A 22,834-nucleotide genomic window follows, 5' to 3' on the forward strand; every position below is an offset into this window, starting at 1 on the left:
GGGAGGAGTTCTCATGCGAATCGTAATCTTCGGCGCCAATGGATCGACCGGGCGACTGCTGACGCGTCGGGTGCTGGACGCCGGCCACGCGGCCGTGGCGGTGACCCGGCGGCCCGACGAGTTCCCCATCGCCGATGCCCGGCTGACGGTCGCGGGCGCGGACGTGCGGCGCGATCACCTCGCCGGGGTCGTCGCCGGCGCCGACGCCGTGTTGTCGACGCTCGGAGTGCCGTTCACGCGCCGGCCCGTCGACACGTATTCGGTCGGCACCCGCAATATCGTGGACGCGATGCGCAAGTCCGGCGTCGCCCGGCTCGTCGTGGTGAGTTCCACCGGCGCCTACCCCGCGCGCGGACGCCGCCATACTCCGCTCGCGTTGCGCCTATTCGAGCCGATCATCGCCCGCACCATTGGCAAGACCGTCTACGACGACATCCGGCGGATGGAGACGGTGGTCCGGGAGAGCGGCCTGGACTGGACGATCGTCCGGCCGTCGGGCTTGTTCGATCTGCCGCGGAACACGAATTACCTTGCGGGAGAGGTCGAACCGGTGGGGGCTTTCACGGCTCGCATGGACCTGGCGGACTACCTCGTCAAGCTCGCCCAAGACGGGACGACAATCCGGAGGACCGTTGTCGTCTCGACCACTGAACGCACGCCCACGGTGTGGGAAATGGTTCGGCGGGAGGCGTTCAAGAGCAACACGCCGCACGAGGTGTCGGCTTAACAAACGCCCTTGATCGGGTTGCCACCAGATGCCCGCGTGGCGACGCCAGGGTTAATTTAATTCCCAGGGACAAATCGCACTGCTGTTGTCATCGGGTTTGCTCGTAGGCTAACGCCGAAATGCCTGCTCGAACTCGAGGTCAGGAGTCGCGTTGTCCACTACCGAATTTCCATCCGAGGACGTCCCCCTAGCCGCCGGTGAGCGGTTCCTGGACATTCAGGCGAGCCCCGAATTCGCCGAGCTTCGGCTTAGACTACGCCGTTTCGTGTTCCCGATGACGGCGCTCTTCCTCGCCTGGTACGCCGCCTACGTGCTGTTGGGCGCCTTCGCGCACGACTTCATGGCGACCAAGGTATTCGGGAATATCAACGTCGGACTGCTGATCGGGCTGGGCCAATTCCTGACGACGTTCCTCATCACCGGGCTCTACGTACGTTTCGCCGATCGCGAGCTCGATCCGAGAGCCGCCGCCATTCGCGCCGAAAGCCGGGCGTCATGACGCCGCTGGCCGCCGGTCAGCAGACGATCGGGAACCCCGTCGCCAACATCGCCATCTTCGCCGTCTTCGTCCTGATCACCCTGTACGTGGTGATCCGGGCCAGCCAGCGGAACGCCACCGCGACCGAGTTTTTCACCGCCGACCGGGCGTTCTCGGGACCGCAGAACGGCATCGCCATCGCCGGGGACTATCTGTCGGCGGCCAGCTTCCTCGGCATCGCCGGCGCGATCGCGGTCTACGGGTACGACGGGTTCCTGTATTCGATCGGATTCCTCGTGGCCTGGTTGGTGGCGCTGCTGTTGGTGGCGGAATTGATCCGCAACACGGGCAAATTCACCATGGCGGACGTGCTGAGCTTCCGGCTGCGACAGCGGCCGGTGCGGCTGGTCGCGGCGGTGTCGACGCTGACGGTGTCGCTGTTCTACCTGCTCGCCCAGATGGCCGGCGCGGGCGGTTTGGTCGCCTTGCTGCTGAATGTCAAAGGGCGCCTTGGTGAGTCGATCGTCATCGCGGTCGTCGGCGTCCTGATGATCGTCTACGTCCTGGTCGGCGGGATGAAGGGCACCACGTGGGTGCAGATCATCAAGGCCGTCCTGTTGATCCTCGGTGCCGCGGCGATGACGGTGATGGTGCTGGCGAAGTACGGCATGAACTTCTCCGACATCCTGGGGTCCGCGCAGTCGGCGGTGTCGCATGCCACCACCAAGGGTGTTTCCAGCCGCAACGTTTTGGCCGCGGGCGCGCAATACGGTGGGTCGACGACGTCCAAGATCAACCTGCTCTCGCTCGGCCTTGCGCTGGTGCTGGGCACCGCGGGCCTGCCCCACGTCTTGATGCGGTTCTACACGGTGCCGACCGCGAAAGAGGCACGCCGGTCGGTGGTCTGGGCGATCGGGCTCATCGGCGCCTTCTATCTGTTCACGCTTGCGCTTGGCTATGGCGCCGCCGCCATCGTCGGGCCCGACCGGATCCTCAAGGCCGCCGGCGGCCAGAACTCGGCGGCGCCGTTGCTGGCATTCCATCTCGGCGGCGTGGTCCTGCTCGGCGTCATTTCCGCGGTGGCGTTCGCGACGATCCTCGCCGTGGTCGCGGGTCTGACGATCACGGCGTCGACGTCGTTCGCCCACGACATCTATGCCAGTCTGATCAAGCGCCACAAGGTCACCGAGAGCGAACAGGTCCGGGTGTCCCGCATCACCGCCGTGGTGCTCGGCATCTTCGGCATTGCGCTCGGAATCCTGGCCAACGGCCAGAACGTCGCCTTCCTGGTGGCGCTGGCGTTCGCGGTCGCGGCCTCGGCCAACCTGCCGACCATCTTGTATTCGCTTTATTGGCAGCGGTTCAACACCCGCGGCGCGCTGTGGAGCATGTACGGCGGCCTGATCTCGACCATCGTGCTGATCATCTTCTCGCCTGCGGTGTCGGGCGCGAAGACCGCGATGATCCCCGGCGCGGACTTCGCCTGGTTCCCCCTTTCCAACCCCGGAATCGTGTCGATCCCGCTGGCGTTTGTCCTCGGCATCGTGGGCACGCTGTCGTCACCCGATCGCGGTGACCCGGTGCGAAACGCCGAGATGGAGGTCCGCTCACTCACCGGCATCGGCGCCGAGCAGGCTGTGCGTTCGCCGAACGTGTAACTGGTGCGACGACACGCCGACGGCGGCCGCACTGATTGCACGCTGGGCGCGATATGACTCAGGTCTTCGGCAGCGGCGGTGAGTAATTCGGCTTGCCGAGACCGAGCGTGTACTGGCCGATCATGTTGCGGAACACCTCGAGCGTGCCGCCATAGATGCCCACCAAGGGAGCGAACCGGAAGGCGTACTCGGCGCTGCCGTCGTCCGCGGCGCCGTCGGTCCCAAAGGGCAGGGTCGACGCGGTCCCGAGGATGTCCATCAGGTCCGGCGTGATGTCCCGCATCGTCTGCGCGATGGCGACCCGGCCGTAGATGCTCGGGGACGACAGCGCGACTTCCAACCGGGCGGCGCTGCGGCCCAGCCGGTAGGCGACCGACTTGTCGTCGATCAGCCGGCGCCCGTCCGGGCCGGGCCGGGTCACGGCCGCCGCCGCGTTGTCGACCGCCTCGGACAGGGATCCGGCCTGGTGCATCATGATTGAGGTGTCCTGCAGCCCGTCGGGCGCCGCCGCGACCGCACCATGCTCGACGTTGAGCGGCTCGCGCAGCACGGTCCAGCCCGCGTTGACGTCGCCGAGCCGGTATTTGTCGTCGACGCGAACGTCGCTGTAGTAGACGATGTTGGTCCGGTCACCGTCCACCGTGCGGAGGCCCTGAATTTCGATGCCCGGCGACTCCAGTGGAACCAGAAACATGGTCAGGCTCTTGTGTTTCGGCGCCTCCGGGGCGGTGTTGGTGATCAGAAACACGTACTGGCAGTTATGCGCTCCGGTGGTGAACATCTTGGAGCCGTTGATAATCCAGTTGTCGCCGTCGCGCACCGCGCGGGTCTTGCAGGTGGCGACGTCGGAGCCGCCCTCGGGCTCGGTGTAGCCGAGGCACAGCCGGACCTCGCCGCTGAAGACCTTGGGCAGCACCTCGTCGCGCACCTCCGGTGTTCCGAACTTCGCCACCGAACGCGCAACCATCGCCGTGGTCCCCCACGTCACCCAGGGCACGTGGGCCCGCCGCTTCTCCTGCTCCCAGATGCGGCGCCGGATCCGGCTGAACCCGCCCTCGGATTCCGACTTCCACTCGGCCGCCAAATAGCCTGCGGCGCCGAACTTCAGGTGCAGGCCCTCGTCGAAGTTATCGCCCGTCTCGCGGTCGCGACGCCGGACCTCTTCGGTCATGTGGGTGCTCAGGAAGTTCCGCGCCTCCTCGCGGAAGGCGCGGTCCTCCGCGGACAGCTCGACTCGAGAGAAGTCCATGGTTTTGCTCCTGTCCTACGCGGGCTGGGGTGCGCTCTCGCGGGCCGCGACGATGTCGGCGACGCGCAGGGCGGTGGCGCCGGGATCGCCGCCGGCCAGTGGCCATCCGCGGGCTCGCACCAGATACGCCGTGGCCGCGGCTTCGGAGGAAACCCCAAGGCCTCCTTGGATGTGCACCGCCATCGTCGCCGCCTTCGAGGCCTCCTCAGCCATGAAGACGAACGCCGACGGCGCCAGGTCGGGCCGCACGTCGGGTTCGTTGTCCAGGAACCAGGCGGCCCGGCGGGCCAGGTTACGGCCGCCCTGAACGGTGATGGCCATGTTGGCAAGCGGGTGCGAGATGGCCTGCAGCGTCGAGATCGGCACGCCCAGCGTGTAGCGGGTCTTGGCGAACTCCGCGGCGATGGTCATCGTCTCCTCGACCAGGCCCACCAGGGCCGCCGCGGTCAGCAGCCGCCATTCGTCCAGGGCCCGTTGGTAACTCGCCAGCGCCCCGGGTCCCTGGCCGATGACGGTGCGGGTGTCCGCGGCGGCCGGGTCCACCCAGGCCATCGGCAACCGGCCGATGTTGTCGACCTTGGCCGGCCGGGTGCCGAACGTCAGCCGCACGACCTGGTCGCCGTCACGGATGACGATGTGGTCGGCGATCGAGCCCGTCGGGATCAGCCGGGCACCCGCCGAACCGTCGATGCGGGCGTCGAGCCCGGCGAGCTGTTCACCGGCGGCCACCCCCGCGGTGTCGGCGTTCAGCCCGCCCAGGCGCGCGAGCAGCCGCGCGGCGCACACGTGGTCGATCCAGGGGACCGGCGCCAGTGACCGGCCGATCTCCTCGGCCACCAGGGTGAGATCGACCAGCGTCGCGCCGTCGCCGCCGGCGGACTCCGGCAGCGCCATCGTCGTCGCGCCCATCGCGCACAGCCGCTCCCACAGGTTCTTGTCGAACCCGGATGGTTCTGCGGCGCGCACAGTTTCGATGGAGCAGTAGGTCTTGAAGAATTGCTTGTACGCATCTTGCAGAGCCACGTGGTCCTCGGACAGGCTGTAGTCGAGTCTGCGCAGTTCGAAGCGGTCCATGGTCAGCGTTCCTTCCCGAAGAAAAACTCCTGCGCGTTGTTGTAGAGGTAGTTGTCCAGCACCTCGGGGGGCAGGTCCAGCGCACGGGCTTCGGGTATCACCCGGCTCATGCGCAGCACCGGCCAATCCGACGCGTAGATCACCTTGTTCGGGCCCCGCGTCCGCATGTAGTGCAGCAGGGCCTCCGGCAGCCGCTTGGGCGACCACGCCGACGTCATCAGGCGCAGGTTGGCGTACTTGAGCAGCAACCGAATCGCGACGTCCCACCACGGGTCGGCGCCGTGGATCATGCACAGCTTCAGCTCGGGGAAACGCACGCACACCCGGTCCAGGTGCATGGGGTGCTGCACCTCGCCGGGAATCGGCGGGCCCGGGATGCCGGTGTTGACGCACAGCGGCAGGTCCAGTTCGGCGCATTTGGCGTAGAGCGGATAGTAGACGGCGTCGCTGGGCGGATACTGCCCGTCGCCCCAAAAGCTGGGTCCCACAACGGCATACGCCACCGGTAGGTCGCTCACGAGGGCGGTCAGTTCGCGCAGCGACCTGACCGGACGCAGCAGGTTGACCCCGCCCATCGCCAGGGCGAACCGGTCCGGCTTGGCTTCGATGAACTTGCGGGCGGTGGTCGACGGGCTCGCCATCGAGTCCATCAAAATCGCCCGGTGCACACCCTGGGAGTCCATCTCGTCGAGCAGCTCGGACAGGTCGACCGGCGCGAACATCGATTCCGGGCCCTTGAAGTAGTCGTCGCGGACCTTGAGCATCCAGGTGGGCTGGGAGTCGGTCTCACCGAAGTGCACGTTGACGAGGCAGTCAATCGCTTTGGCGTTCATGACACCTTCTCTTCGGCTTGTTCCCGGGCCCATCGGTAGTTGGGCTTACCGTTGCCCAGGCGCTGAATCTGCTCGACGAAGATGAACGCCTTGGGCGCCTTGAAATGTGCCAGCTGCGAGGTGCAGAAGGTGTACAGTTCGGCGGCGGCGAGGTCGGTGCCCGGGTGTGGCGCGACGAGCGCGACGACTTCCTGGCCCCACCGCTCGCTGGGCCGCCCCACGACCAGGGCGTCGGCGATGCCCGGATGCGCCCGCAGTACTTCCTCGACCTCTTCGACGAAGACCTTCTCGCCGCCGGTATTGATCACCAGCGAGTCACGGCCGAATAGGCGTATGGTGCCGTCCTTTTCTATGGACGCCCGGTCACCCGGGATCACCACCCGCCGGCCATCGATCTGGGGAAAGGTGCGCCGGGTGGCCTCGGCGTCGTTGAAGTACCCCAGCGGAATCCGGCCCGTCCGCGCGGCCCACCCGACCTCTTGGTCACCGGGCCGCAGGAACCGGGTTCGGTCGGAGGAGACGACGGTGGCGCCCTCCCGGGGTTCGAAGGTTTCGCTCGCGGTGCCGTCGCGGCTGTGCCCGAAGGCCATGTTGCCGCTTTCCGAGGATCCGTAACCTTCGATGATGGTGATGTGCGGCAGGCATTCCATCAGTGCCCGTTTGTATTTCGCGTTGGTGGCGGCTCCGCCGGTGCCGATGGCGTTCAGCGAGGACAAGTCGTAGCGATGGGCGCGCAATCCGGCGATCAGCGGCCCGGCGTACGCGTCGCCGACCATCGTCATCATGCCTACCTTTTCGCGCTCGGCGGTTTCCCACACCGACCGGACGTCGAGCTTGTTGCGGTCGTCATAGAGCACAACCGTGAGGCCCGCGCAAAGCGCGGCGAACGCGGTCCACATGCCGGCCGCGTGCATCAGCGGCGAAACCGCGAACCATGGCGGGCCGCCGCCGCGCACCTTGTCGTGAATCTCGGTGACGCTCGCGTGGTCGGCCCCCACCATCGACGACACGTACATGTCGCTCTGGCGCCACAGGACTCCCTTGGGGCGGCCGGTCGTTCCGCCGGTACACATCATGATCAGGTCGTCGGGCGACCCCGCCGGGCGAAAGTCCGTACCGCCGGTGGCCAGGGCGTCGTCGAGCGACACGGCGCCCGGCAATTCCGGAGCTCCGCTTCCGTCATCGATGGACACCAGCAGCTCCGTGCCGTCCGGGGGCAGCACGTCGGCGAAGCGCGCACCGAGCGAACGGTGATAGATGATTCCCCGGGGCCGGACATAGGCGAGCAGGTCGGCGATTTCGCGCGGCGAGTAATGGTGGTTCACGTTGACCGGGACGGTGCGCGCCTTGAGGCATCCGATCACCATGTCGGGGTACAGGTCGTTGTACATGATGAGCGCGACCCGGTCCTGACCGCATTCCCACGGCTCGAGCGTCTCGCGCTCGGCGTGGGCCCCGAACCCCTTGCCGCTGAGGTAGTTCGCCAGCTCGTCGGTGCGCCGGGCGGATTCGGCAAACGTGCTTCGGCGGTCTCCGCAGACGGTCATCAGGCGATCGGGGATGACGTCGGCGATGGCGTCAAGAACCGCGCCTACGGTCCATTCGCTCACTAGCTTAACCAGCCTCGAATAATCAAGCAGCCGACCCCACTTGGACACTGAGGAGGTCTAGAGCGTTGTCACGCATGATCTTTCGGACATCGGGGTCACTGAATCCCGTGAGCTCTTCGGCGAACGACAGCGGCGATTCGAGGCCCTCACCGTGCGGCCAGTCGGAACCGAACAGAATCTTGTCGACGCCGATAACCTTGGCCAGCTCCGTCAGGTCGTCCTCGTAGTACGGCGCGATCCACACGTTGTTGCGCAACTGCTGCACCGGATCCTCTGGGAAATTGCGCGGGTAACTGTTGGCCGCCTTCTTCAGGCGCTTGACCAGCCGGTGCACGAAGTAGGACCCGTTCTCGATGCTGACCGCCCGGAGCTTGGGGTGCCGGGTGAATACGCCGTGCACGATCATCGACGCCATCGTGTCGTGGATGGCGCGGTCGTCGAGGAGCACGGTATCCAGTGGGTCCTTTTCGCCGAACCCCTCGAAGGTCGCCTTGCCTCCCCACTGCGCCGCGATGTGCAGGTATCCGCTGTCGCTGAGGTGGAAGCCAACCGGCACGCCCGCGTCGGCCAGCCGGGCCCACACCGGGTCATGACTGCGGTCGCCCAGCGATCTCGGCTTCACGACACCGGGCACCGGCGCCGGCCGCACCAGGACAAGCTTGGCGCCGCGCGCCAACACGAACTCGACCTCTTCGAGAGCCTTGGCCGGATCGGCCAGCGAGATGATCGGCGCCGCGACGATCCGGTGATCGGGCCGGTCGAAGCCCCAATCCTCGTCGAGCCAGAGGTTGAACGCGTGCACCGACGCCATCGTCGCCTCGATGTCGTGCTTGAGTGCCTCCTCGACCCCGCACCCAAACGTCGGCAGCATGAACACCGTTTCTATGTCCTGGGTGTCCATCACCGCGATCCGCGCATCGCGGTTCTGGTACTCCGGGTGTTCGGCGAGCCGCTCGACCTTCATCAGCGATGCCGGGTCGACGCCCTCGGGAATCTCACCGCGGAACAACAGGTCCAGGCAGCCCGGCACGATGATCGGATCGAAGGTGGGATTGGGAACGAAATTGTTGACCCGGCCGGCAATTACGGCCAACGTGCGCTTGCCTTGAGTGACCATCTGCACGCCGCGGGCCTTGAACGCCTTGTCCAGGTGACGGGTGAAGGCGTCCAGCGGCTCGTAATAGTGATTGTCGACGTCGATCGCCTGGTAATCCAAGTTGGCCATGATCATCCTTTCCCGGTACCGCCGGCGAAAAATTCAAGCGTCGGTTGAACTGAGCGACGGGAACTGCGGCGGCCGCTTCTCGAGGAAGCTCGTGATCCCTTCGATAACGTCCGGGCGCGGCATCGCCTCGTGCAGCAGGACCTCGGCGCGCGACGTGGCGTCTACGACATCGCGGGTGGCGTCGCCGTATACCTGCCGTTTGATCACCGCTATCGAAGCCGGCGAGCAGTTGCGCGCGATGTCCTCCGCGTACTCCAGGGCCCGGCGCAGCAGATTTTCGGGGGCGACGACTTCTTTGACGAGGCCCAGCTCGGCCGCCTCCTCGGCGAGGAAGGTGCGCCCGCTCAACAACAGGTCGAGGGCGACACCCCAACTGGTCAGCCGCGGAAGTATCCAGGAGATGCCGAATTCGGCGATCAGCCCGCGGCGGGCGAACACCGCGGCGAACTTGGCGCCCGCGGCCGCGAACCGGACGTCACACATGAGCGCCTGGGTCAGGCCGATGCCGACGCAGGCTCCGTTGATGGCCGCGACGACGGGCTTGCGCAGCATGGTCACGAAATGGGGTGGCCGCTCGCCGACCAACTCGGCCAGGTCGGTCTGACCCGCCTTCTCCATCTTTTCGCCGTAGCTGGGCGCCGAACTCGGCGCGCCCAGATACGCACCGGCGCAGAACCCCTTGCCACTTCCGGTCACCACGATCGCCCGGACATCCGGATCCTGTTCGGCTCGGTCGATCCCGGCATAAAAGCCGGCGGCGATGTCGGGGCCCCACGCGTTCAGGCGATCCGGGCGGTTGAAGGTCAGGATCGCGACGCCGCTCGCCGTGGCCTCGTAGAGCACCGCTTCTTCGGAAGCACCGTCGCTGCCGGACATCTGCCGCGGCACCTCCTCACGCTTGCCTACCGGATCGCCACCGACTTTGTACGCATACTGTATACCTATCGGTAGCGCATTCCACAACCGCCTCCGCGGCCGACCGCAACCCGACCCAGCAGCGGTTTTCCGGCCACTGAACCGTCATCCGGCCGATGGCCGAAGGTGCTTGGCGATCTTGGCTTTCCGGCCACCGGCCGTCGCCTACCGGGACGCCCGTCGCCCGGTTATGAGCTTGACGATCGCCAGCAAGATCACCGCGCCGAGCAGGCACGTGAGGAACGAGAAGATCAGGCCTCCGCCGGCCACGTTCACGCGGAAGCCGCGGAGCAGAAACCCGCCGATCAAACCGCCCACGATGCCGACCACGATATTGAGGACCAGTCCCATCTGCGCGTCGGTACTCATGATCTTGCTGCCGACCCAACCGGCCAGGCCACCGATGACTATCCAGCCGATCACACCCAGAGTGAGCATTCCCCAATCCTTTCGATAGGTGAGTAGCAATCACCTTATGCCCGACGCCGGCGTTTGAAATGGCGATCCGGCGGGTTACCGACGGCTCGTGAAGGCAACGTTGAGAGCGCTTGTTCATCGCCTCCGCCAGGCCCGCACGGCGGCGCTGCGGGCCCAGCTGGCGGTCACGGGCGCTCAAATCCTGTTCTGGGTGGCCCTGATCGGTGCCCCCGCCGGTCTCGCGCTGCGGGCGCGACAGCGCCGAATGCGGCGCGAACTTCCGACGTCGGGTGACCACCGCCGATGGTCAACTGAGGGCTGTGGCGCGCCCCACGGTGCGAGAAGGTTTGCGTCGAGGGGGTAACCGGGAAGCCTACAGCTAAGCCAATCCGTCAACGGGAGGGAAATGCAGTGGTTGACATCAAGAGCGGTCCCATCGAGTTGGTCCGGGGCATCGTCGAGGACGTCTTCGGTAAGGCCAAGGAGTTCATCGGAACGATCCTGGGCCGGGATGACCTGATCAACGAGGGCGAAGCGCAGCAGGACAAGGCCGAGGCGCAGCGCAACGCGGGCAAGAAGGAAGCCGCGGCCGAGAAGGCCCGCGCGAAGGCCAAGGCCGCCGAGGCGCGCGAGCGCGCCGAGCAGGAGTAAACAGCACGCCGATGGAGCGGGCCCGGTTACCGACCGGGTCCGCTTCGCGTTGTAATCGGTTGTGCCGTAAGGTGCGGTCGCTACGCCGCGATGAGCCCGAGCCGCCGGTAGGCGCTCAGGATCTGGGTCTTTGCCTCGTCCGGTAACACCGCCTGCGGGGGGCGGGAGTGCGGATAGTCGCCTATCGGCAGCCCCAGCAGCGAGGCGGCGTATTTGAACGCACCGCCCCAGTGGGTGAAGTAATCCGACCGGGCCGGGTAGCACGTCCACCACGATCCGATGTCGAGGTCGAATTGGTCCATCCCGGACTCTCGCCCGTAGTCCATCGCCTCGAGGAGCTTGTCGCTGTACACCAGATCCCAGTACTCGGAAAACAGTCGGCGCTGCGGGGTCTCGAAGAGGTAACCGGCGGTGCCCAATTGCGCCGGGCAGACGATGCCGGCCCGCAGCCAGCCGGCGCGGTACACGGTCCTGTCGCATTCCCAGATCGCCAGACCGGGCGCCAACTCGTGTAGCCGCCGGCTCGCCTCCGGCCGGAACGCGCCCTCCTTGGTGGCGCACACGGCGGGCACCTCGTCGTAGATCCGCGCGCTTTCGGCCGGCGTCAGGACGTAGCCGGAGGACGGGGAGTTGAACATGCCCAACGCGATATTGGTGCGCGCGGCAACGTACTTGAAGAACCTCAGTACGCCCTCGCCGCCATGGGCCTCCATCATCGGCGTTTGGATGTAGGCGATGTCGGCGCCCACGTCTTGGGCGTGCCGTGTCAGTTCCAGACAGTCCTTCGCCGATGTCGCCGCGGTGCAGGCCTGCACGACGACGTGGGGGTTCAGGCTGCGCGCCTCCTCGATCGCGACCTCCAGCAATCGCTTGCGCTCGTCGATGGTCAGTGACCAGAACTCGGCGATCCCGCTGGTGCACCACAACATCGGGTGCCCGAGGTCGCCGACGCAGTAGCGGACCAACGTCCGGTAGGCGTCCCAGTCGATGTCATCGCCGTCGGTGCCGCTGAACGGCGTGTAGAGGGAGTCGCCGATTCCGCGCAATGCTCCGCGCGCCCAGGTGCGCGCCTCAGTCGCCGTCGCCACAATCGACTCCTTCTGTCGGCCAGACGATTTCGGGTCAGGTGAAGTCCGATCCACCGTCGACGTTGATGTTGGCTCCGGTCATGTACGAGTTGCGCCGGGACGCCAGGAACGCGACCACCGGGCCGATCTCTTCGGGCAGGCCGGCGCGCGGCATCTGCGCCGGATGCCCGAAATGCTTGGCGATGGCGTCCATCAGCGCATAGGGGTCGTTGCCGTCGACGCCGACGGACTTCGCCCAGCCGACCAGCGATTCGGAGGCGATGCTGCCCGGCGATACCACGTTGACCAGAATCTCGTCCTTGGCCAACAGCAGCGAGAGGTTTTTCGAGACGCTGGTCAGCATCGACTTGGCCGCCGTGTAGGCGGGCAGCATCACGCTTTGCCGCTGGGTCGAGTGCGCCGAGAAGTTGACGATCCGTGCCCATTGAGCCTTGCGCAGCAGCGGCAGTGCCGAGCGCACGCAGCGCACCATGCCCATGACCCCCTCTTCGACGGCCTGGTGCCACTGGTCGTCGCTCAGCGCCTCGAAACTGCCTGCCGCGCCGGGCCCGACGGTGTTGATCAGCACGTTGAGTTCGCCACCCCACCGCTCGGCGAGCTCGGCGAACACCTTGTCGACCGCGCCGGCGTCACCGATGTCGGCGACCAGCCCGAGCGCGTCCGGGCTCCCCCGGCCGGTCAAATCCGCCACCGCGGAATCGAGCGCGTCACGGCTGCGACCGATCACCGCGACCCGGGCACCGTCGTCGGCGAGGCAGCGGGCCGTGGCCAGACCCATGCCGCGACTTCCTCCGACCACCACCGCGGTGGCATTCGTCAGCCCTAGATCCATGTGTCCAGCCGTTTTACCAAAAAGCCTACGATAGGTATTACAGTAGCAGACGGAAAACTCGACGACACGCCCGCGTATACGCAGGTCAGAGAGGAACCGCCGGTAGATTCCAGTCTACCGGTGGCACGGCTAGATCGTGATGGAGGTGCCCGGAGTGGCAAAGCAGGCAACCGCTGATAAGCGTCAACGACGCGAGCGCGGGTCCATCAATCCCGACGACATCATCAGCGGCGCATTCGAACTCGCGGAGCAGGTGTCGATAGACAACCTGAGCATGCCGCTGCTGGGCAAACATCTCGGCGTGGGCGTCACCAGCATCTACTGGTATTTCCGCAAGAAGGACGATCTGCTCAACGCGATGACCGACCGGGCCCTGGGCAAGTACGTCTTCGCCACGCCCTATGTCGAGGCAAGCGACTGGCGCGACACGCTGCGCAACCATGCCCGCCTGATGCGTAAAACGTTCATGGGCAACCCAATTCTGTGCGACCTGATCCTGATTCGCGCAGCCCTGAGCCCGAAGGCCGCGCGGGTGGGCGCCCAGGAGATGGAGCGCGCGATCGCCAACCTGGTGGAGGCCGGCCTGTCGCCCGAGGACGCTTTCGACACCTACTCTGCGGTCTCGTTACATGTCCGCGGTTCGGTAGTGCTGCAACGGCTCTACGAGAAAAACCAGACGCCGGACAGCGGACCGCGCGCCATCGAGGACGCGGTGGCCATCGATCCGGCCACCACCCCGCTGATCGCCCAGGTGACCGGGCAAGGACACCGCATCGGGGCTCCCGACGAAGCGAACTTCGAGTTCGGCCTGGACTGCATCCTCGACCACGCGGCCAGCCTGATCGAAAAGGGCGGCACAGGCGGCAAGTCCGCGCCGTCCCGCCAACGCAAGGCGGCCAAGTCTCCGGTACAGCGGGGACGGACCAGGGCGGCCGCCTCGCGGTAATTGCCCGCCAAGTCACATCCGCCACACACGTCTCCAGCGGAGGTGGAATGCGTTGTGCCCGCAAATGTCGATCCCTTCCTGCTGAATCTCTTGTGGCAGAAGTGAATTAACGCGGCAGCTACGCTTGTGTTTCCGGCGGCTCCGGCACGTGGAAATGCTCGTCACGCAGCCGGAAGGCTTCCTTCGCGCCGTGCTGCGCGCGCGTCTTGACGAAGTTGAACTCACCCGGCGCAAATTGCAGATTGGTGCCGTAGGCGTGAAACAGGTAGCTCGCGACTTCCTCGCCCTGGTACGCCTGGCTCTGCTCGACGAGGCGGAACGCTTCCTTCGCGATGACGACCCCGTCGGCGGGCATCTTCGCCGCCTTCTCCGCCCAATAACGAGCCCGCGCCGTAACCGCGCCGGGATCGCATGTGTCGGTGAAGATTCCGAGGTGTTCAACCTCCCCCGCCTCGATGATGTCACCGGTCAGCAGCAGCCGGCGGGCCAGCACCGGACCCAGCCGGTGGAAGAACATGTGCAGGCTGCCGAGGGCCGGACCGAGGAAGCGGGTCGCCGGCATGCCGATCTTCGTATCGCGCCCAATGACGGAGATGTCGGTCATCAACGCCATCTCGAACCCGCCGCCGAGCGCGTAGCCGGCGATCTCTCCCACCGTCACCTTCGGGAAGCCCATGAAGTTGTGGTAAAAACCAAAAGACTTGCGGTCCACGGTGAGTCGCCGGCGCTGACTGGGACGACGCTTGGCCGCGTCGTCCGACGAGTTGGCCTTGTCGCCGTACCAGCCGTACGCGTTGTTCATGTCGGCCCCGGTGGAAAACACCCCCTCGGCCCCCCGCAACAGCACCACCGTGAGGTCGTCGTCGTCGGCCACCCGGTCCAGGCAGCGTGCGACGGCCTCGCGCATTGCGGCGTCATAGGAGTTGCGCTGCTTGGGGTTGTTCAGCGTGATGGTCGCGATGCGCCGCTCGGGGTCGACGTCGAAGAGCACGCGATCGTCCGAAGCGCTGGAGGCGCTCATCTGTCGGACTCCTTTCGCCGCCTGCCGAATTTGAATCCGGTCAGGTCTTCCGGCCGCGACGCCAGCGTGGTGACCTCGCCCTTACACAGCACTTCGTCGTCGAGCAGTAGCCGCGCCGTCGACGCGATGCCCCGTTCGACCTCGTTGCGAACGATGTCGAAACGTAGGTCGGTCAGCACGGGTGTCGGCCGGCGGAAGGTGACGAGCAGCGACCGGGTCTTGCCGGAAAGCCCGGCGACGCAGTTGTGGTGCTGGATCACGCTGTCGAAGAAGACGCCGAGAAAGCCGCCGTGCACCAGTCCCGGTGGCCCCTCGTACACCAGCGGGAAGCACACCGAGCCGTCCGCCCTCTCGGCATCCAGCCGATCGAACTCGTACTCCGGAAAGCACGGGTTGTAGGCACCGATGTCGGTGGCGTGGTTGAGGTAGACGCGCCGGGGGTCGTCGGCGATTTCGCCGATTCGCGGCGCGTTGTCGGTCGGGGCCGTAGTGGCCAACTCGCCCTCCCACTCGGCGAACTTCGCGAGCATCGCATCCACGGTGGGGTGGGGGTGCTCGAGGGACAACAGCAGCGAGCTCAGGCGCCGCATCGCGCCGGCCGCCGCGACCGTCTGCGCGAGCGGCGCCTCGCCGAATCTGGCGTCGTCGGTGCGGGGGGAAGCGGTTGTGCCCTCGGCCATGCTGCCCTTATCCACGGGTTTCGCCCCGCTATGTTCCGTCGTCAGGGTTTCCTTGCTAACTTATACCTCGTATCAATCGTATTGCCTACTGTATGGGTAACCGTATCGGCGGGGAAAGGCCGGGTAGAGGGTGAGTCACGGGGCCGACGCGGCCGAGGCCGATGGGTCGGTCACCGCGTGCCGAGATGGTGCGGTCCTACGGCTCACGCTGAATCGCCCGGCGCGACGTAATGCCTTGACCCACTTGATGATCGGTGAATTCGTCGCCGCGCTGACCGATGCCGCCGCCGATGATTCGCTGCGCGCGATCCACATCCGCGGCGCGGGAGACGACTTCTGCGCGGGCGCCGACTGGGTGGCCGCCAATGATCCCGCCGGGCAACGTCCCCGCGCGGGCGATCTGGTGCGGCGGATCCCCCACGCCGCGCAACGAGTGATCGAACTCGTCGCGAGCGTTCAGCTGCCGGTGCTCTGCAGCGTGCGGGGATGGGCGGTGGGGTTCGGCTGCAATCTCGCGCTGGCAGCCGACTTCACCGTCGCGGCCGCCGACGCGGTGTTCTGGGAACCGTTCGTGGACCGTGGCTTCAGCCCCGACTCGGGCTCTACCTGGCTGCTGCCCCGGCTGGTCGGGCTGGCGCGGGCCCGGCGGATGCTGCTGCTGGGCGAAAAGGTGAGCGCGACCGACGCGGCCGACTGGGGACTGATCCACCAGGCGGTGGGCGGGCCCGAACTCGACGACACCGCCGAGAAACTGCTGGAGCGGCTGGCCGCCGGTCCGACGGCCGCGATCGGGCTGGCCAAGCAGGCCCTGAACTTCGGTCAGCACGCGACGCTCGGCCAATCCATGACGCAGGAACTGTTCAATCTGGAACTGTCCTGTCGCACGGCCGATTTCAAAGAGGGGCTGGAGGCGTTTCGGCAACGGCGTGCGCCAAAGTTCCAGGGCAGATGAGGGAGCGCGAATGCCTACCGACTCGTTCGACACCATCAACTACAACGTCGACGGGCACACGGCCACCATCACACTGAACCGCCCGGAGGCGCTCAACGCGCTGAGCCCGCACATGATCACCGAACTCCGCGCCGCCTACGACGAAGCCGAGAACGACGACAACGTCTGGCTGCTGGTCGTCACCGGCACCGGCCGGGCATTCTGCACGGGCGCCGACGTCAAAACCATTCCCGCGGACGGCAAGGTGATCTACGAGCGGCCGTACCTGTCCACCTACGACCAGTGGGAGGCCCCGCAGGAGGGCACACCGCCGTTTCGCACCATGGCCAAGCCGGTGTTGACCGCCGTCAACGGGCTGTGCTGCGGCGCAGGCATGGATTGGGTCAGCACGACGGACATCGTCATCGCATCCGAGCAGGCAACCTTTTTCGATCCGCACGTCAGCATCGGGCTGGTCGCCGGACGCGAATTGGTGCGGGTATCCCGGGTGCTGCCCCGCTCGATCGCCCTGCGGATGGCGTTGATGGGCAAGCACGAGCGCATGAGCGCGCAACGCGCCTACGAGCTCGGATTGATCAGCGAAATCGTCGAGCACGACCGCCTGCTGGACCGGGCCCACGAGATCGCCGACATCGTCAACTCGAACGCACCCCTGGCGGTGCGGGGAACCCGGCTGGCCATCCTCAAGGGCCTCAACGTACCGCTGCACGAGGCCGAGATACTCGCCGAGACCTTCCGCGAGCGAGTGCTGCGAACTGAGGACGCCCAGGAAGGCCCGAAAGCCTTCATGGAAAAGCGGAAACCGAATTGGCAATGCCGATGAGCTTCGAAACCATTCTGCTCGAGGTCGACGAGGACGACCATGTCGCCACCATCACCTTGAACCGGCCCGACCAGCTGAACGCGTTCAACCGCACCATGTGCGAGGAGATGGCCCGGGCGTGGCGGATGGTCAAACTTGACGAATCGGTGCACGCCGTGGTGCTGCGGGCGGCCGGCAACCGGGCGTTCAGCGCCGGCCTGGACATCAAGACGCCGTACGGCCAGCCGGAAAACGTGTGGAATCACGAGGATCCGGGCGAGGCGCTCAGCCCCAAGTGGCAGAAGATGTGGAAGCCGGTGGTGTGCGCCGTCCAGGGCATGTGCACCGCCGGCGCGTTCTATTTCGTCAACGAGTCCGACGTCGTCATCTGCTCCGACGACGCAACGTTTTTCGATTCCCACGTGTCAGCGGGGCTGGTGTGCGCGCTGGAACCGATCGGCCTGATGCGGCGCATCGGCCTGGGCGAGACCCTGCGCATGGCCCTGATGGGCAACGACGAGCGGGTCGGGGCGGACACCGCCCTGCGCATCGGCTTGGTTTCCGAGGTGGTCTCCGCCGACACGCTGTGGGAGCGTGCCCACGAGATCGCCGCGACCATCGCCGCCAAGCCACCGTCGGCGACCCAGGGCACGGTGAAGGCGATCTGGGAGTCGCTGGACCGGCCCTACCGCGCCGCGTTGGAGCAGGGGCTCATCTACACGCGCCTGGGCAACCCCCTCGGCACCGCCGAATTGGCCGCCCGGCAAGGTGAGGTCGCCGCGCGCGAACCGAAGACCCGCTGATGCACCCGCTGAGCCGGCGCATCGCGGACGTGCTGGATCTGCGGCCCGACTCACACGCGATCGAGTATGCGGGTCAATGGATCTCGTGGGGCGACGTCGGCGACACGGCACGACGCGTCGCACCCCTGACCGCCGGCCGCGCGGGTGTCGGCATGCTGCTGCGCAACCGACCCGGTCACGTCGCGGCCTTCCTTGGGGTGCTGCTGGGCGGCGGAACCGTGGTCACCATCAACCCGGCCCGCGGTGACGACCGCACCCGGGCCGACATCGCCGCGCTGCGGCTGCCGCTGATCATCGGCGAACCCGACGACCTGGCCGCGCTGGTCCCGCCGGGGACCGCGACGGTGGCGATCACGGGTTCGTCCGTCGACAGCGGTGGGCGGGCGTGTGACAGGTCCGCAGGGCGACCCGGCGTGGCGGTGCGGATGCTGACGAGCGGAACGACGGGGCCGCCCAAGCGAATCGACCTCAGCTACGACATGTTGGCGCGTAGCGTGATCGGCGCCGACCCGGAGGACGCCCCGGCGCCAACGGAGCTGCGACGCGGCGTCGCGATCGTCAACTCGCCGCTGGTGCACATCGGCGGTGTGTTCCGGGTGCTGCAGTGCGTCGCGGAGGCCCGACCCTTTGTGCTGCTGGAACGCTTCGAGCTGGAGACGTGGGCCGAGGCGGTGCGCAACCACCGGCCGCGCACGGTTTCGCTGGTGCCGGCCGCGCTGCGGACGGTGCTGCACTCGGACCTGACGCGGGCCGATCTGGCGAGCATCCGAGCCGTCACGTGCGGCACCGCCCCGCTGTCGGCCGACGACGCGGACGCCTTCACCGAAAAATACGGCATACCAGTCCTGACATCTTATGCGGCAACGGAATTCGGCGGCGGCGTCGCAGGCTGGACCCTTGCCGACTACGAAAAGCACTGGCGCGCCAAGCGCGGCAGCGTCGGCCGGGCCAATCCGGGCGCGCAGCTACGCGTCGTCGACGACGAGGGCGCGACGCTCGGGCCGGACCGGGTCGGCCTGCTGGAGGTCAAGCCCGGACAGCTCGGCCCATCGGCGAAGTGGATGCGAACCACCGATCTGGCCCGCATCGACGCGGACGGCTTCGTCTGGATCGTCGGGCGGGCCGACCAGGCCATCATCCGCGGCGGGTTCAAGGTGATGCCGGACGAGGTGCGCGTGGCGCTGGAAGACCATCCCGCGGTGGCGGGGGCCGCCGTGGTGGCGCGAGCCGACGAACGCCTCGGGGAGACGCCGGTCGCGATGGTGCAACTGCGCCGGTCCGCCTCCGCCGACGCCGACACGCTGGTGGAATACTTGCGAACGCGGTTGGCACGCTACGAAATTCCCACCGAGATCGCTATCGTCGACGCGATCCCGCGGACCCCATCGGGCAAGCCCGATCTCGGCGCGATCAGGCTCTTCTTCGGCGACTCTCATCGCGACCATGCCCGGTGACTCCCCCACCGTCGCCGACATCCTGCGGCGCCAGGCCCGCTCCCGCGCGGAGCACCCGCTGCTCGTGTGCGACGGCGAACGGATCAGCTACGGCGAGGCCGACCGGCGCTCGGCGGAGCTCGCCCGCGGGCTGATCGCGCTGGGGGCGGGCAAGGGCACGCACGTTGGGCTGCTCTACCCGAACGGCACCGACTTCGTGGTCGGCATGCTCGCGGCCGCGCGAGTCGGCGCGGTGGTGATCCCGTTCTCCACCTTCGCCACCGCTCGCGAGCTGCGCGAGCAGCTGGTCGACAGCGACACCGAAATCCTGTTGGCCACCAGCTCTTTTCGTTCCCACGACTACATGCGGCGGCTGGCCGAGGTGCTGTCGCGTGACGGGCTCGACAGCGATGAGCGGCTGTTCGCCACCGCCGCGCCGCAATTGCGTCGTGTCGTCGTCCATTCCGGCGATGTGTACGGGATCGCGCGGACCGTGGCACCCGCGCTGCTCGAGGCGATGGAGGACGACGTCGACGGCTGCGATCCGCTGGCCATCGTCTATACGTCGGGCTCCACCAGCGCCCCGAAGGGGGTGGTGCACACGCACGCCGGTCTGCTCACCCATCAACGAAACCTCAACGAGATCCGCGGCCTGACGGCGGCGGACCGGCTGTTCTGCAACTCGCCGTTCTTCTGGATCGGCGGATTCGCGTTCGGCCTACTGGCCACCTTGGTTGCCGGGTCGACCCTGGTGTGCTCGAACGCAACCGACGCGGGCGCGACCCTCGACTTGCTGGAGGCCGAAAGGCCGACCTTCACAAATGGTTTCGTCGCCGGGATCGCGCGCCTCGCGGATCACCCGAGCTTTTCCGGACGCGACCTGTCGTCGATGCGCCAGGGCAACCTGTACCCGATCATGGCGGCCGACGCCCGACCGGCCGACCCGGAATTGCGGCACAACATGCTGGGGCTCACCGAGGCCGGCAGCGTCCTGCTGATCAGCGGCGACGAATCCGACCAACCCGAACACCGACGCGGATCCTTCGGCACGCCGGCGCCCGGATTCGACACCAAGATCGTCGACCCGGACGCCTCGGGAATCGGGGAGCTGTGCATCCGCGGGCCCTACGTGATGCAGGGCTATTACAAACGCGGCCGCGAGGAGTGCTTCGATGCCGATGGCTGGTTCCACACGGGCGATTTGGTGCGCGTCGATGCCGACGGATTCTTCTATTTCGCCGGTCGGCTCAGCGCGATGATCAAAACGGCGGGGGCCAACGTCTCGGCGGCCGAGGTCGAGAAGGCCATCACCAGGGTCACCGGCGCCGAGGCGCACGTCGTGGGGATACCCGACCCGCAACGGGGCGAGCTGGTTGCCGCCGTCGTCGCCCAGCCGGGTCTCGACGAAGCCGCGCTGCGCGAGCGGCTCAAGGCCGAGTTGTCGGCGTACAAGATCCCGAAACGGTTCATCGCCGTGCCGAGCACCGAGATTCCGCAGCTGTCCAGCGGGAAGGTCGACACCCAGCGGTTGCGGAAGCTGTTCGATGCCTGACCAGACCGTCGACAAACTCGTGCGGTCCCGCGCCGCGCAGCACGGCCTCAAGCCGGCGGTGATCGACCGGGCCGCGCGCCTGAGCTACCGCGAACTCGACGCCACCACAGGCGATCTGGCGGCGGTATTCGTCGACGCCGGCGTCGGCAAGGGCACCCGCGTCGGGCTGATCATGCCCAACGGCGCCCGCTGGGTACAGGTGGCGATCGCCGTGACCCGCATCGGCGCGGTGCTGGTTCCGCTGAGCACCCTGCTACAGCCCGGCGAATTGGTCGCGCAGTTGCGGGCCGCGTCCGTTCAATTCCTGGTGAGCGTGCGGGAGTTCCGTGGCCACCGGTACCTGGAGGACCTGGAGGCGGTGCCGCGGCTGGAACTGCCTGCCCTGCGCCGGGTTTGGGCGGCCGACCGGCTTAGCGACACCGCTCCGAGCGAGCCGGCCCGCGGCATCGTGGACGCCATGACCGGGACGGTCACCGCGGCCGACCCGATGGTCATCATGTTCACCTCGGGCAGCAGCGGAACACCCAAGGGCGTCATCCACTCCCACGGCAACGCGCTGGCCGCCGTCCGGTCGGGCCTCGCGGCCCGCTGTATCACCTCGGATACCCGCCTGTACCTCCCGATGCCGTTCTTCTGGGTGGGCGGGTTCGGCAGTGGAATCCTGTCCACGTTGCTGGCCGGCGCGACCCTGGTGACCGAGGAAATACCGCGGCCCGAAACCACCCTACGGCTGCTGGAATCCGAACGGGTCACGCTGTTTCGCGGCTGGCCCGATCAGGCCGAGGCGCTGGCGCGGCACGCGGACGCGGTCGGTGCCGATCTGTCCGCGCTGCGCCCGGGCAGCCTGGAGGCCCTGCTGCCGCCCGAGCAGCGCGCCCAACCGGGCGCGCGGGCCACACTGTTCGGCATGACGGAGGCGTTCGGGCCGTATTGCGGCTACGCCGCCGACACCGACATGCCGCCTTCCGCGTGGGGCAGCTGCGGCAAGCCGTTCCCCGGCATGGAGGTCCGCATCGTCGGCACCGACAGTGGCGAGCCGATTGCGGCGGGATCCGTTGGGGAGATCCAGATCCGGGGGCCACACACCCTGCGTGGCATCTGCCGTCGCAGCCGGGAGGAGCTGTTCACTCCCGACGGCTTCTACCCCACCGGTGACCTCGGCCGGCTCGACGAGGACGGGTTTTTGTTCTACCACGGCCGGTCCGACGACATGTTCAAGGTCAGCGGCGCGACCGTCTATCCCGGCGAGGTGGAGCGGGCGCTGCGCGCGATCGACGGCGTCCAGACTGCCTACGTAACCAGCGTGGCCGGCGACGCGGGCGAACGGGTCGGCGCGGCGGTGGTGTGCGCGAGGCCGCTGTCCGCCGAGCAGCTGCGCGAGTCGGCGCGAAAGCTGTTGAGCGCGTTCAAGGTCCCCACGGTGTGGCTAGTGCTGGAATCCGACGATGACGTCCCACGCGGGGACACCGGCAAAGTGGACGTTCGCCGGCTGCGGGACATGTTGATGACGGGCAAGCGGCCCTAGGGGACCCGCGTCCAGGGTTGGCAGTTCTGCGACTCGAAAGCCTTGACCGACGTGTTGATATTCGCGAACATCGGACCGACGGACATGTTCGTCTGGAGCACGTGGTCCTTGTTCGCATCGGGGGTGCTGTAGGTGAACCACGCGCACATCGAGTCCTGGGTCGGCACGTTGTTGATCCAAACCCCCCAGGTGGACGCCGACCCGGCCGTTCGGTACAGACCCGGCGCGATGTCGGGCCCGACCACGAAGACCCCGTTGCCGGGAATGGGGTCCATCGGGTCCGCGGCGGCCGGCGCCGCGAGCGGGATCGCGGCAACACATGCGACGACTACGGCCGATGCGCGAAGCGTTCGGGGCATTGTT

At 67.1% G+C, this 22,834-nt stretch carries 23 protein-coding genes; 11 read left to right on the plus strand and 12 right to left on the minus strand.

Features of this window, described 5'->3' with window-relative positions:
- Positions 1–13 precede the first annotated feature (13 nt).
- The 3 genes from AC5Y2S_RS14190 to AC5Y2S_RS14200 all read left to right on the plus strand — a co-directional run bounded on the left by AC5Y2S_RS14190 (position 14) and on the right by AC5Y2S_RS14200 (position 2,863).
- Positions 14–727 (plus strand): NAD(P)-dependent oxidoreductase, encoded by a 714-nt coding sequence (locus AC5Y2S_RS14190; RefSeq protein WP_499956741.1) that lies wholly within the window; start codon positions 14–16, stop codon positions 725–727.
- 151 nt (positions 728–878) lie between these two features.
- On the plus strand, positions 879–1,226 hold the full coding sequence (locus AC5Y2S_RS14195; protein WP_499956742.1) for a DUF485 domain-containing protein: 348 nt from the start codon (positions 879–881) through the stop codon (positions 1,224–1,226).
- Positions 1,223–2,863, plus strand: coding sequence for a monocarboxylic acid transporter (locus AC5Y2S_RS14200; RefSeq protein WP_499956743.1), 1,641 nt, complete (start codon positions 1,223–1,225; stop codon positions 2,861–2,863). Before AC5Y2S_RS14195 ends, AC5Y2S_RS14200 begins: the two co-directional genes overlap by 4 nt.
- A gap of 58 nt (positions 2,864–2,921) precedes the next feature.
- On the opposite strand, the gene AC5Y2S_RS14205 is transcribed toward AC5Y2S_RS14200, so the two are convergent.
- The 7 genes from AC5Y2S_RS14205 to AC5Y2S_RS14235 form a co-directional block, all read right to left on the minus strand.
- Positions 2,922–4,112, minus strand: coding sequence for an acyl-CoA dehydrogenase family protein (locus tag AC5Y2S_RS14205; RefSeq protein ID WP_499956744.1), 1,191 nt, complete (start codon positions 4,110–4,112; stop codon positions 2,922–2,924).
- 15 nt (positions 4,113–4,127) lie between these two features.
- Positions 4,128–5,186 (minus strand): acyl-CoA dehydrogenase family protein, encoded by a 1,059-nt coding sequence (locus AC5Y2S_RS14210; protein WP_499956745.1) that lies wholly within the window; start codon positions 5,184–5,186, stop codon positions 4,128–4,130.
- Positions 5,187–5,188: 2 nt separating this feature from the next.
- The gene (locus AC5Y2S_RS14215; protein WP_499956746.1) at positions 5,189–6,019 is read right to left on the minus strand and encodes an amidohydrolase family protein; all 831 of its coding nucleotides are present in this window, start codon (positions 6,017–6,019) and stop codon (positions 5,189–5,191) included.
- Positions 6,016–7,629, minus strand: a complete 1,614-nt coding sequence (locus AC5Y2S_RS14220) for an acyl-CoA synthetase (RefSeq protein ID WP_499956747.1) — start codon at positions 7,627–7,629, stop codon at positions 6,016–6,018. The genes AC5Y2S_RS14215 and AC5Y2S_RS14220 overlap by 4 nt, the downstream gene beginning before the upstream one ends.
- Positions 7,630–7,651: 22 nt before the next feature.
- Complete coding sequence (locus tag AC5Y2S_RS14225; RefSeq protein ID WP_499956748.1) at positions 7,652–8,854, minus strand: amidohydrolase family protein; 1,203 nt, start codon at positions 8,852–8,854, stop codon at positions 7,652–7,654.
- A gap of 33 nt (positions 8,855–8,887) precedes the next feature.
- Positions 8,888–9,730, minus strand: coding sequence for an enoyl-CoA hydratase (locus tag AC5Y2S_RS14230; protein ID WP_499956749.1), 843 nt, complete (start codon positions 9,728–9,730; stop codon positions 8,888–8,890).
- A gap of 204 nt (positions 9,731–9,934) precedes the next feature.
- On the minus strand, positions 9,935–10,207 hold the full coding sequence (locus tag AC5Y2S_RS14235) for a GlsB/YeaQ/YmgE family stress response membrane protein (protein ID WP_499956750.1): 273 nt from the start codon (positions 10,205–10,207) through the stop codon (positions 9,935–9,937).
- A 390-nt stretch (positions 10,208–10,597) separates the two neighbouring features.
- On the opposite strand from AC5Y2S_RS14235, the gene mbp1 reads away from it, so the two are divergent.
- The gene (gene mbp1, locus AC5Y2S_RS14240; RefSeq protein WP_499904382.1) at positions 10,598–10,837 is read left to right on the plus strand and encodes a microaggregate-binding protein 1; all 240 of its coding nucleotides are present in this window, start codon (positions 10,598–10,600) and stop codon (positions 10,835–10,837) included.
- 80 nt (positions 10,838–10,917) lie between these two features.
- Here the strand turns inward: mbp1 and AC5Y2S_RS14245 are convergent, their stop codons facing one another.
- On the minus strand, positions 10,918–11,925 hold the full coding sequence (locus AC5Y2S_RS14245) for a dihydrodipicolinate synthase family protein (protein WP_499956751.1): 1,008 nt from the start codon (positions 11,923–11,925) through the stop codon (positions 10,918–10,920).
- 34 nt (positions 11,926–11,959) lie between these two features.
- Positions 11,960–12,757: an SDR family NAD(P)-dependent oxidoreductase gene (locus AC5Y2S_RS14250; RefSeq protein ID WP_499956752.1), complete on the minus strand. Its 798-nt coding sequence runs from the start codon at positions 12,755–12,757 to the stop codon at positions 11,960–11,962.
- Between the two features lie 139 nt (positions 12,758–12,896).
- On the opposite strand from AC5Y2S_RS14250, the gene AC5Y2S_RS14255 reads away from it, so the two are divergent.
- On the plus strand, positions 12,897–13,703 hold the full coding sequence (locus AC5Y2S_RS14255; protein WP_499957051.1) for a TetR/AcrR family transcriptional regulator: 807 nt from the start codon (positions 12,897–12,899) through the stop codon (positions 13,701–13,703).
- 118 nt (positions 13,704–13,821) lie between these two features.
- Here the strand turns inward: AC5Y2S_RS14255 and AC5Y2S_RS14260 are convergent, their stop codons facing one another.
- Both AC5Y2S_RS14260 and AC5Y2S_RS14265 read right to left on the minus strand, forming a co-directional pair.
- A complete protein-coding gene (locus AC5Y2S_RS14260) occupies positions 13,822–14,724 on the minus strand; it encodes an enoyl-CoA hydratase/isomerase family protein (protein WP_499956753.1) in 903 nt (300 codons plus the stop codon).
- The gene (locus AC5Y2S_RS14265; protein ID WP_499957052.1) at positions 14,721–15,404 is read right to left on the minus strand and encodes a hotdog family protein; all 684 of its coding nucleotides are present in this window, start codon (positions 15,402–15,404) and stop codon (positions 14,721–14,723) included. The genes AC5Y2S_RS14260 and AC5Y2S_RS14265 overlap by 4 nt, the downstream gene beginning before the upstream one ends.
- Positions 15,405–15,534: 130 nt before the next feature.
- Here AC5Y2S_RS14265 and AC5Y2S_RS14270 point away from each other — a divergent pair, with 130 nt between their 5' ends.
- The 6 genes from AC5Y2S_RS14270 to AC5Y2S_RS14295 are packed head-to-tail and all read left to right on the plus strand — an operon-like array spanning position 15,535 to position 22,471.
- Positions 15,535–16,356 (plus strand): enoyl-CoA hydratase/isomerase family protein, encoded by an 822-nt coding sequence (locus tag AC5Y2S_RS14270; protein ID WP_499956754.1) that lies wholly within the window; start codon positions 15,535–15,537, stop codon positions 16,354–16,356.
- 10 nt (positions 16,357–16,366) lie between these two features.
- On the plus strand, positions 16,367–17,179 hold the full coding sequence (locus AC5Y2S_RS14275) for an enoyl-CoA hydratase/isomerase family protein (RefSeq protein WP_499956755.1): 813 nt from the start codon (positions 16,367–16,369) through the stop codon (positions 17,177–17,179).
- Positions 17,170–17,961: an enoyl-CoA hydratase/isomerase family protein gene (locus AC5Y2S_RS14280; RefSeq protein WP_499956756.1), complete on the plus strand. Its 792-nt coding sequence runs from the start codon at positions 17,170–17,172 to the stop codon at positions 17,959–17,961. The genes AC5Y2S_RS14275 and AC5Y2S_RS14280 overlap by 10 nt, the downstream gene beginning before the upstream one ends.
- Positions 17,961–19,415, plus strand: a complete 1,455-nt coding sequence (locus AC5Y2S_RS14285) for a class I adenylate-forming enzyme family protein (protein WP_499956757.1) — start codon at positions 17,961–17,963, stop codon at positions 19,413–19,415. Before AC5Y2S_RS14280 ends, AC5Y2S_RS14285 begins: the two co-directional genes overlap by 1 nt.
- Positions 19,405–20,946, plus strand: a complete 1,542-nt coding sequence (locus AC5Y2S_RS14290) for a class I adenylate-forming enzyme family protein (protein ID WP_499956758.1) — start codon at positions 19,405–19,407, stop codon at positions 20,944–20,946. Before AC5Y2S_RS14285 ends, AC5Y2S_RS14290 begins: the two co-directional genes overlap by 11 nt.
- The gene (locus AC5Y2S_RS14295) at positions 20,939–22,471 is read left to right on the plus strand and encodes a class I adenylate-forming enzyme family protein (RefSeq protein ID WP_499956759.1); all 1,533 of its coding nucleotides are present in this window, start codon (positions 20,939–20,941) and stop codon (positions 22,469–22,471) included. The genes AC5Y2S_RS14290 and AC5Y2S_RS14295 overlap by 8 nt, the downstream gene beginning before the upstream one ends.
- Here AC5Y2S_RS14295 and AC5Y2S_RS14300 read toward each other — a convergent pair.
- Positions 22,468–22,830 (minus strand): Rv1352/Rv1906c domain-containing protein, encoded by a 363-nt coding sequence (locus AC5Y2S_RS14300; protein ID WP_499880769.1) that lies wholly within the window; start codon positions 22,828–22,830, stop codon positions 22,468–22,470. The two genes, AC5Y2S_RS14295 and AC5Y2S_RS14300, sit on opposite strands and share 4 nt — an antisense overlap.
- Positions 22,831–22,834 lie beyond the last annotated feature (4 nt).

It is taken from the genome of Mycobacterium sp. NGS69 (genome assembly GCF_059812165.1).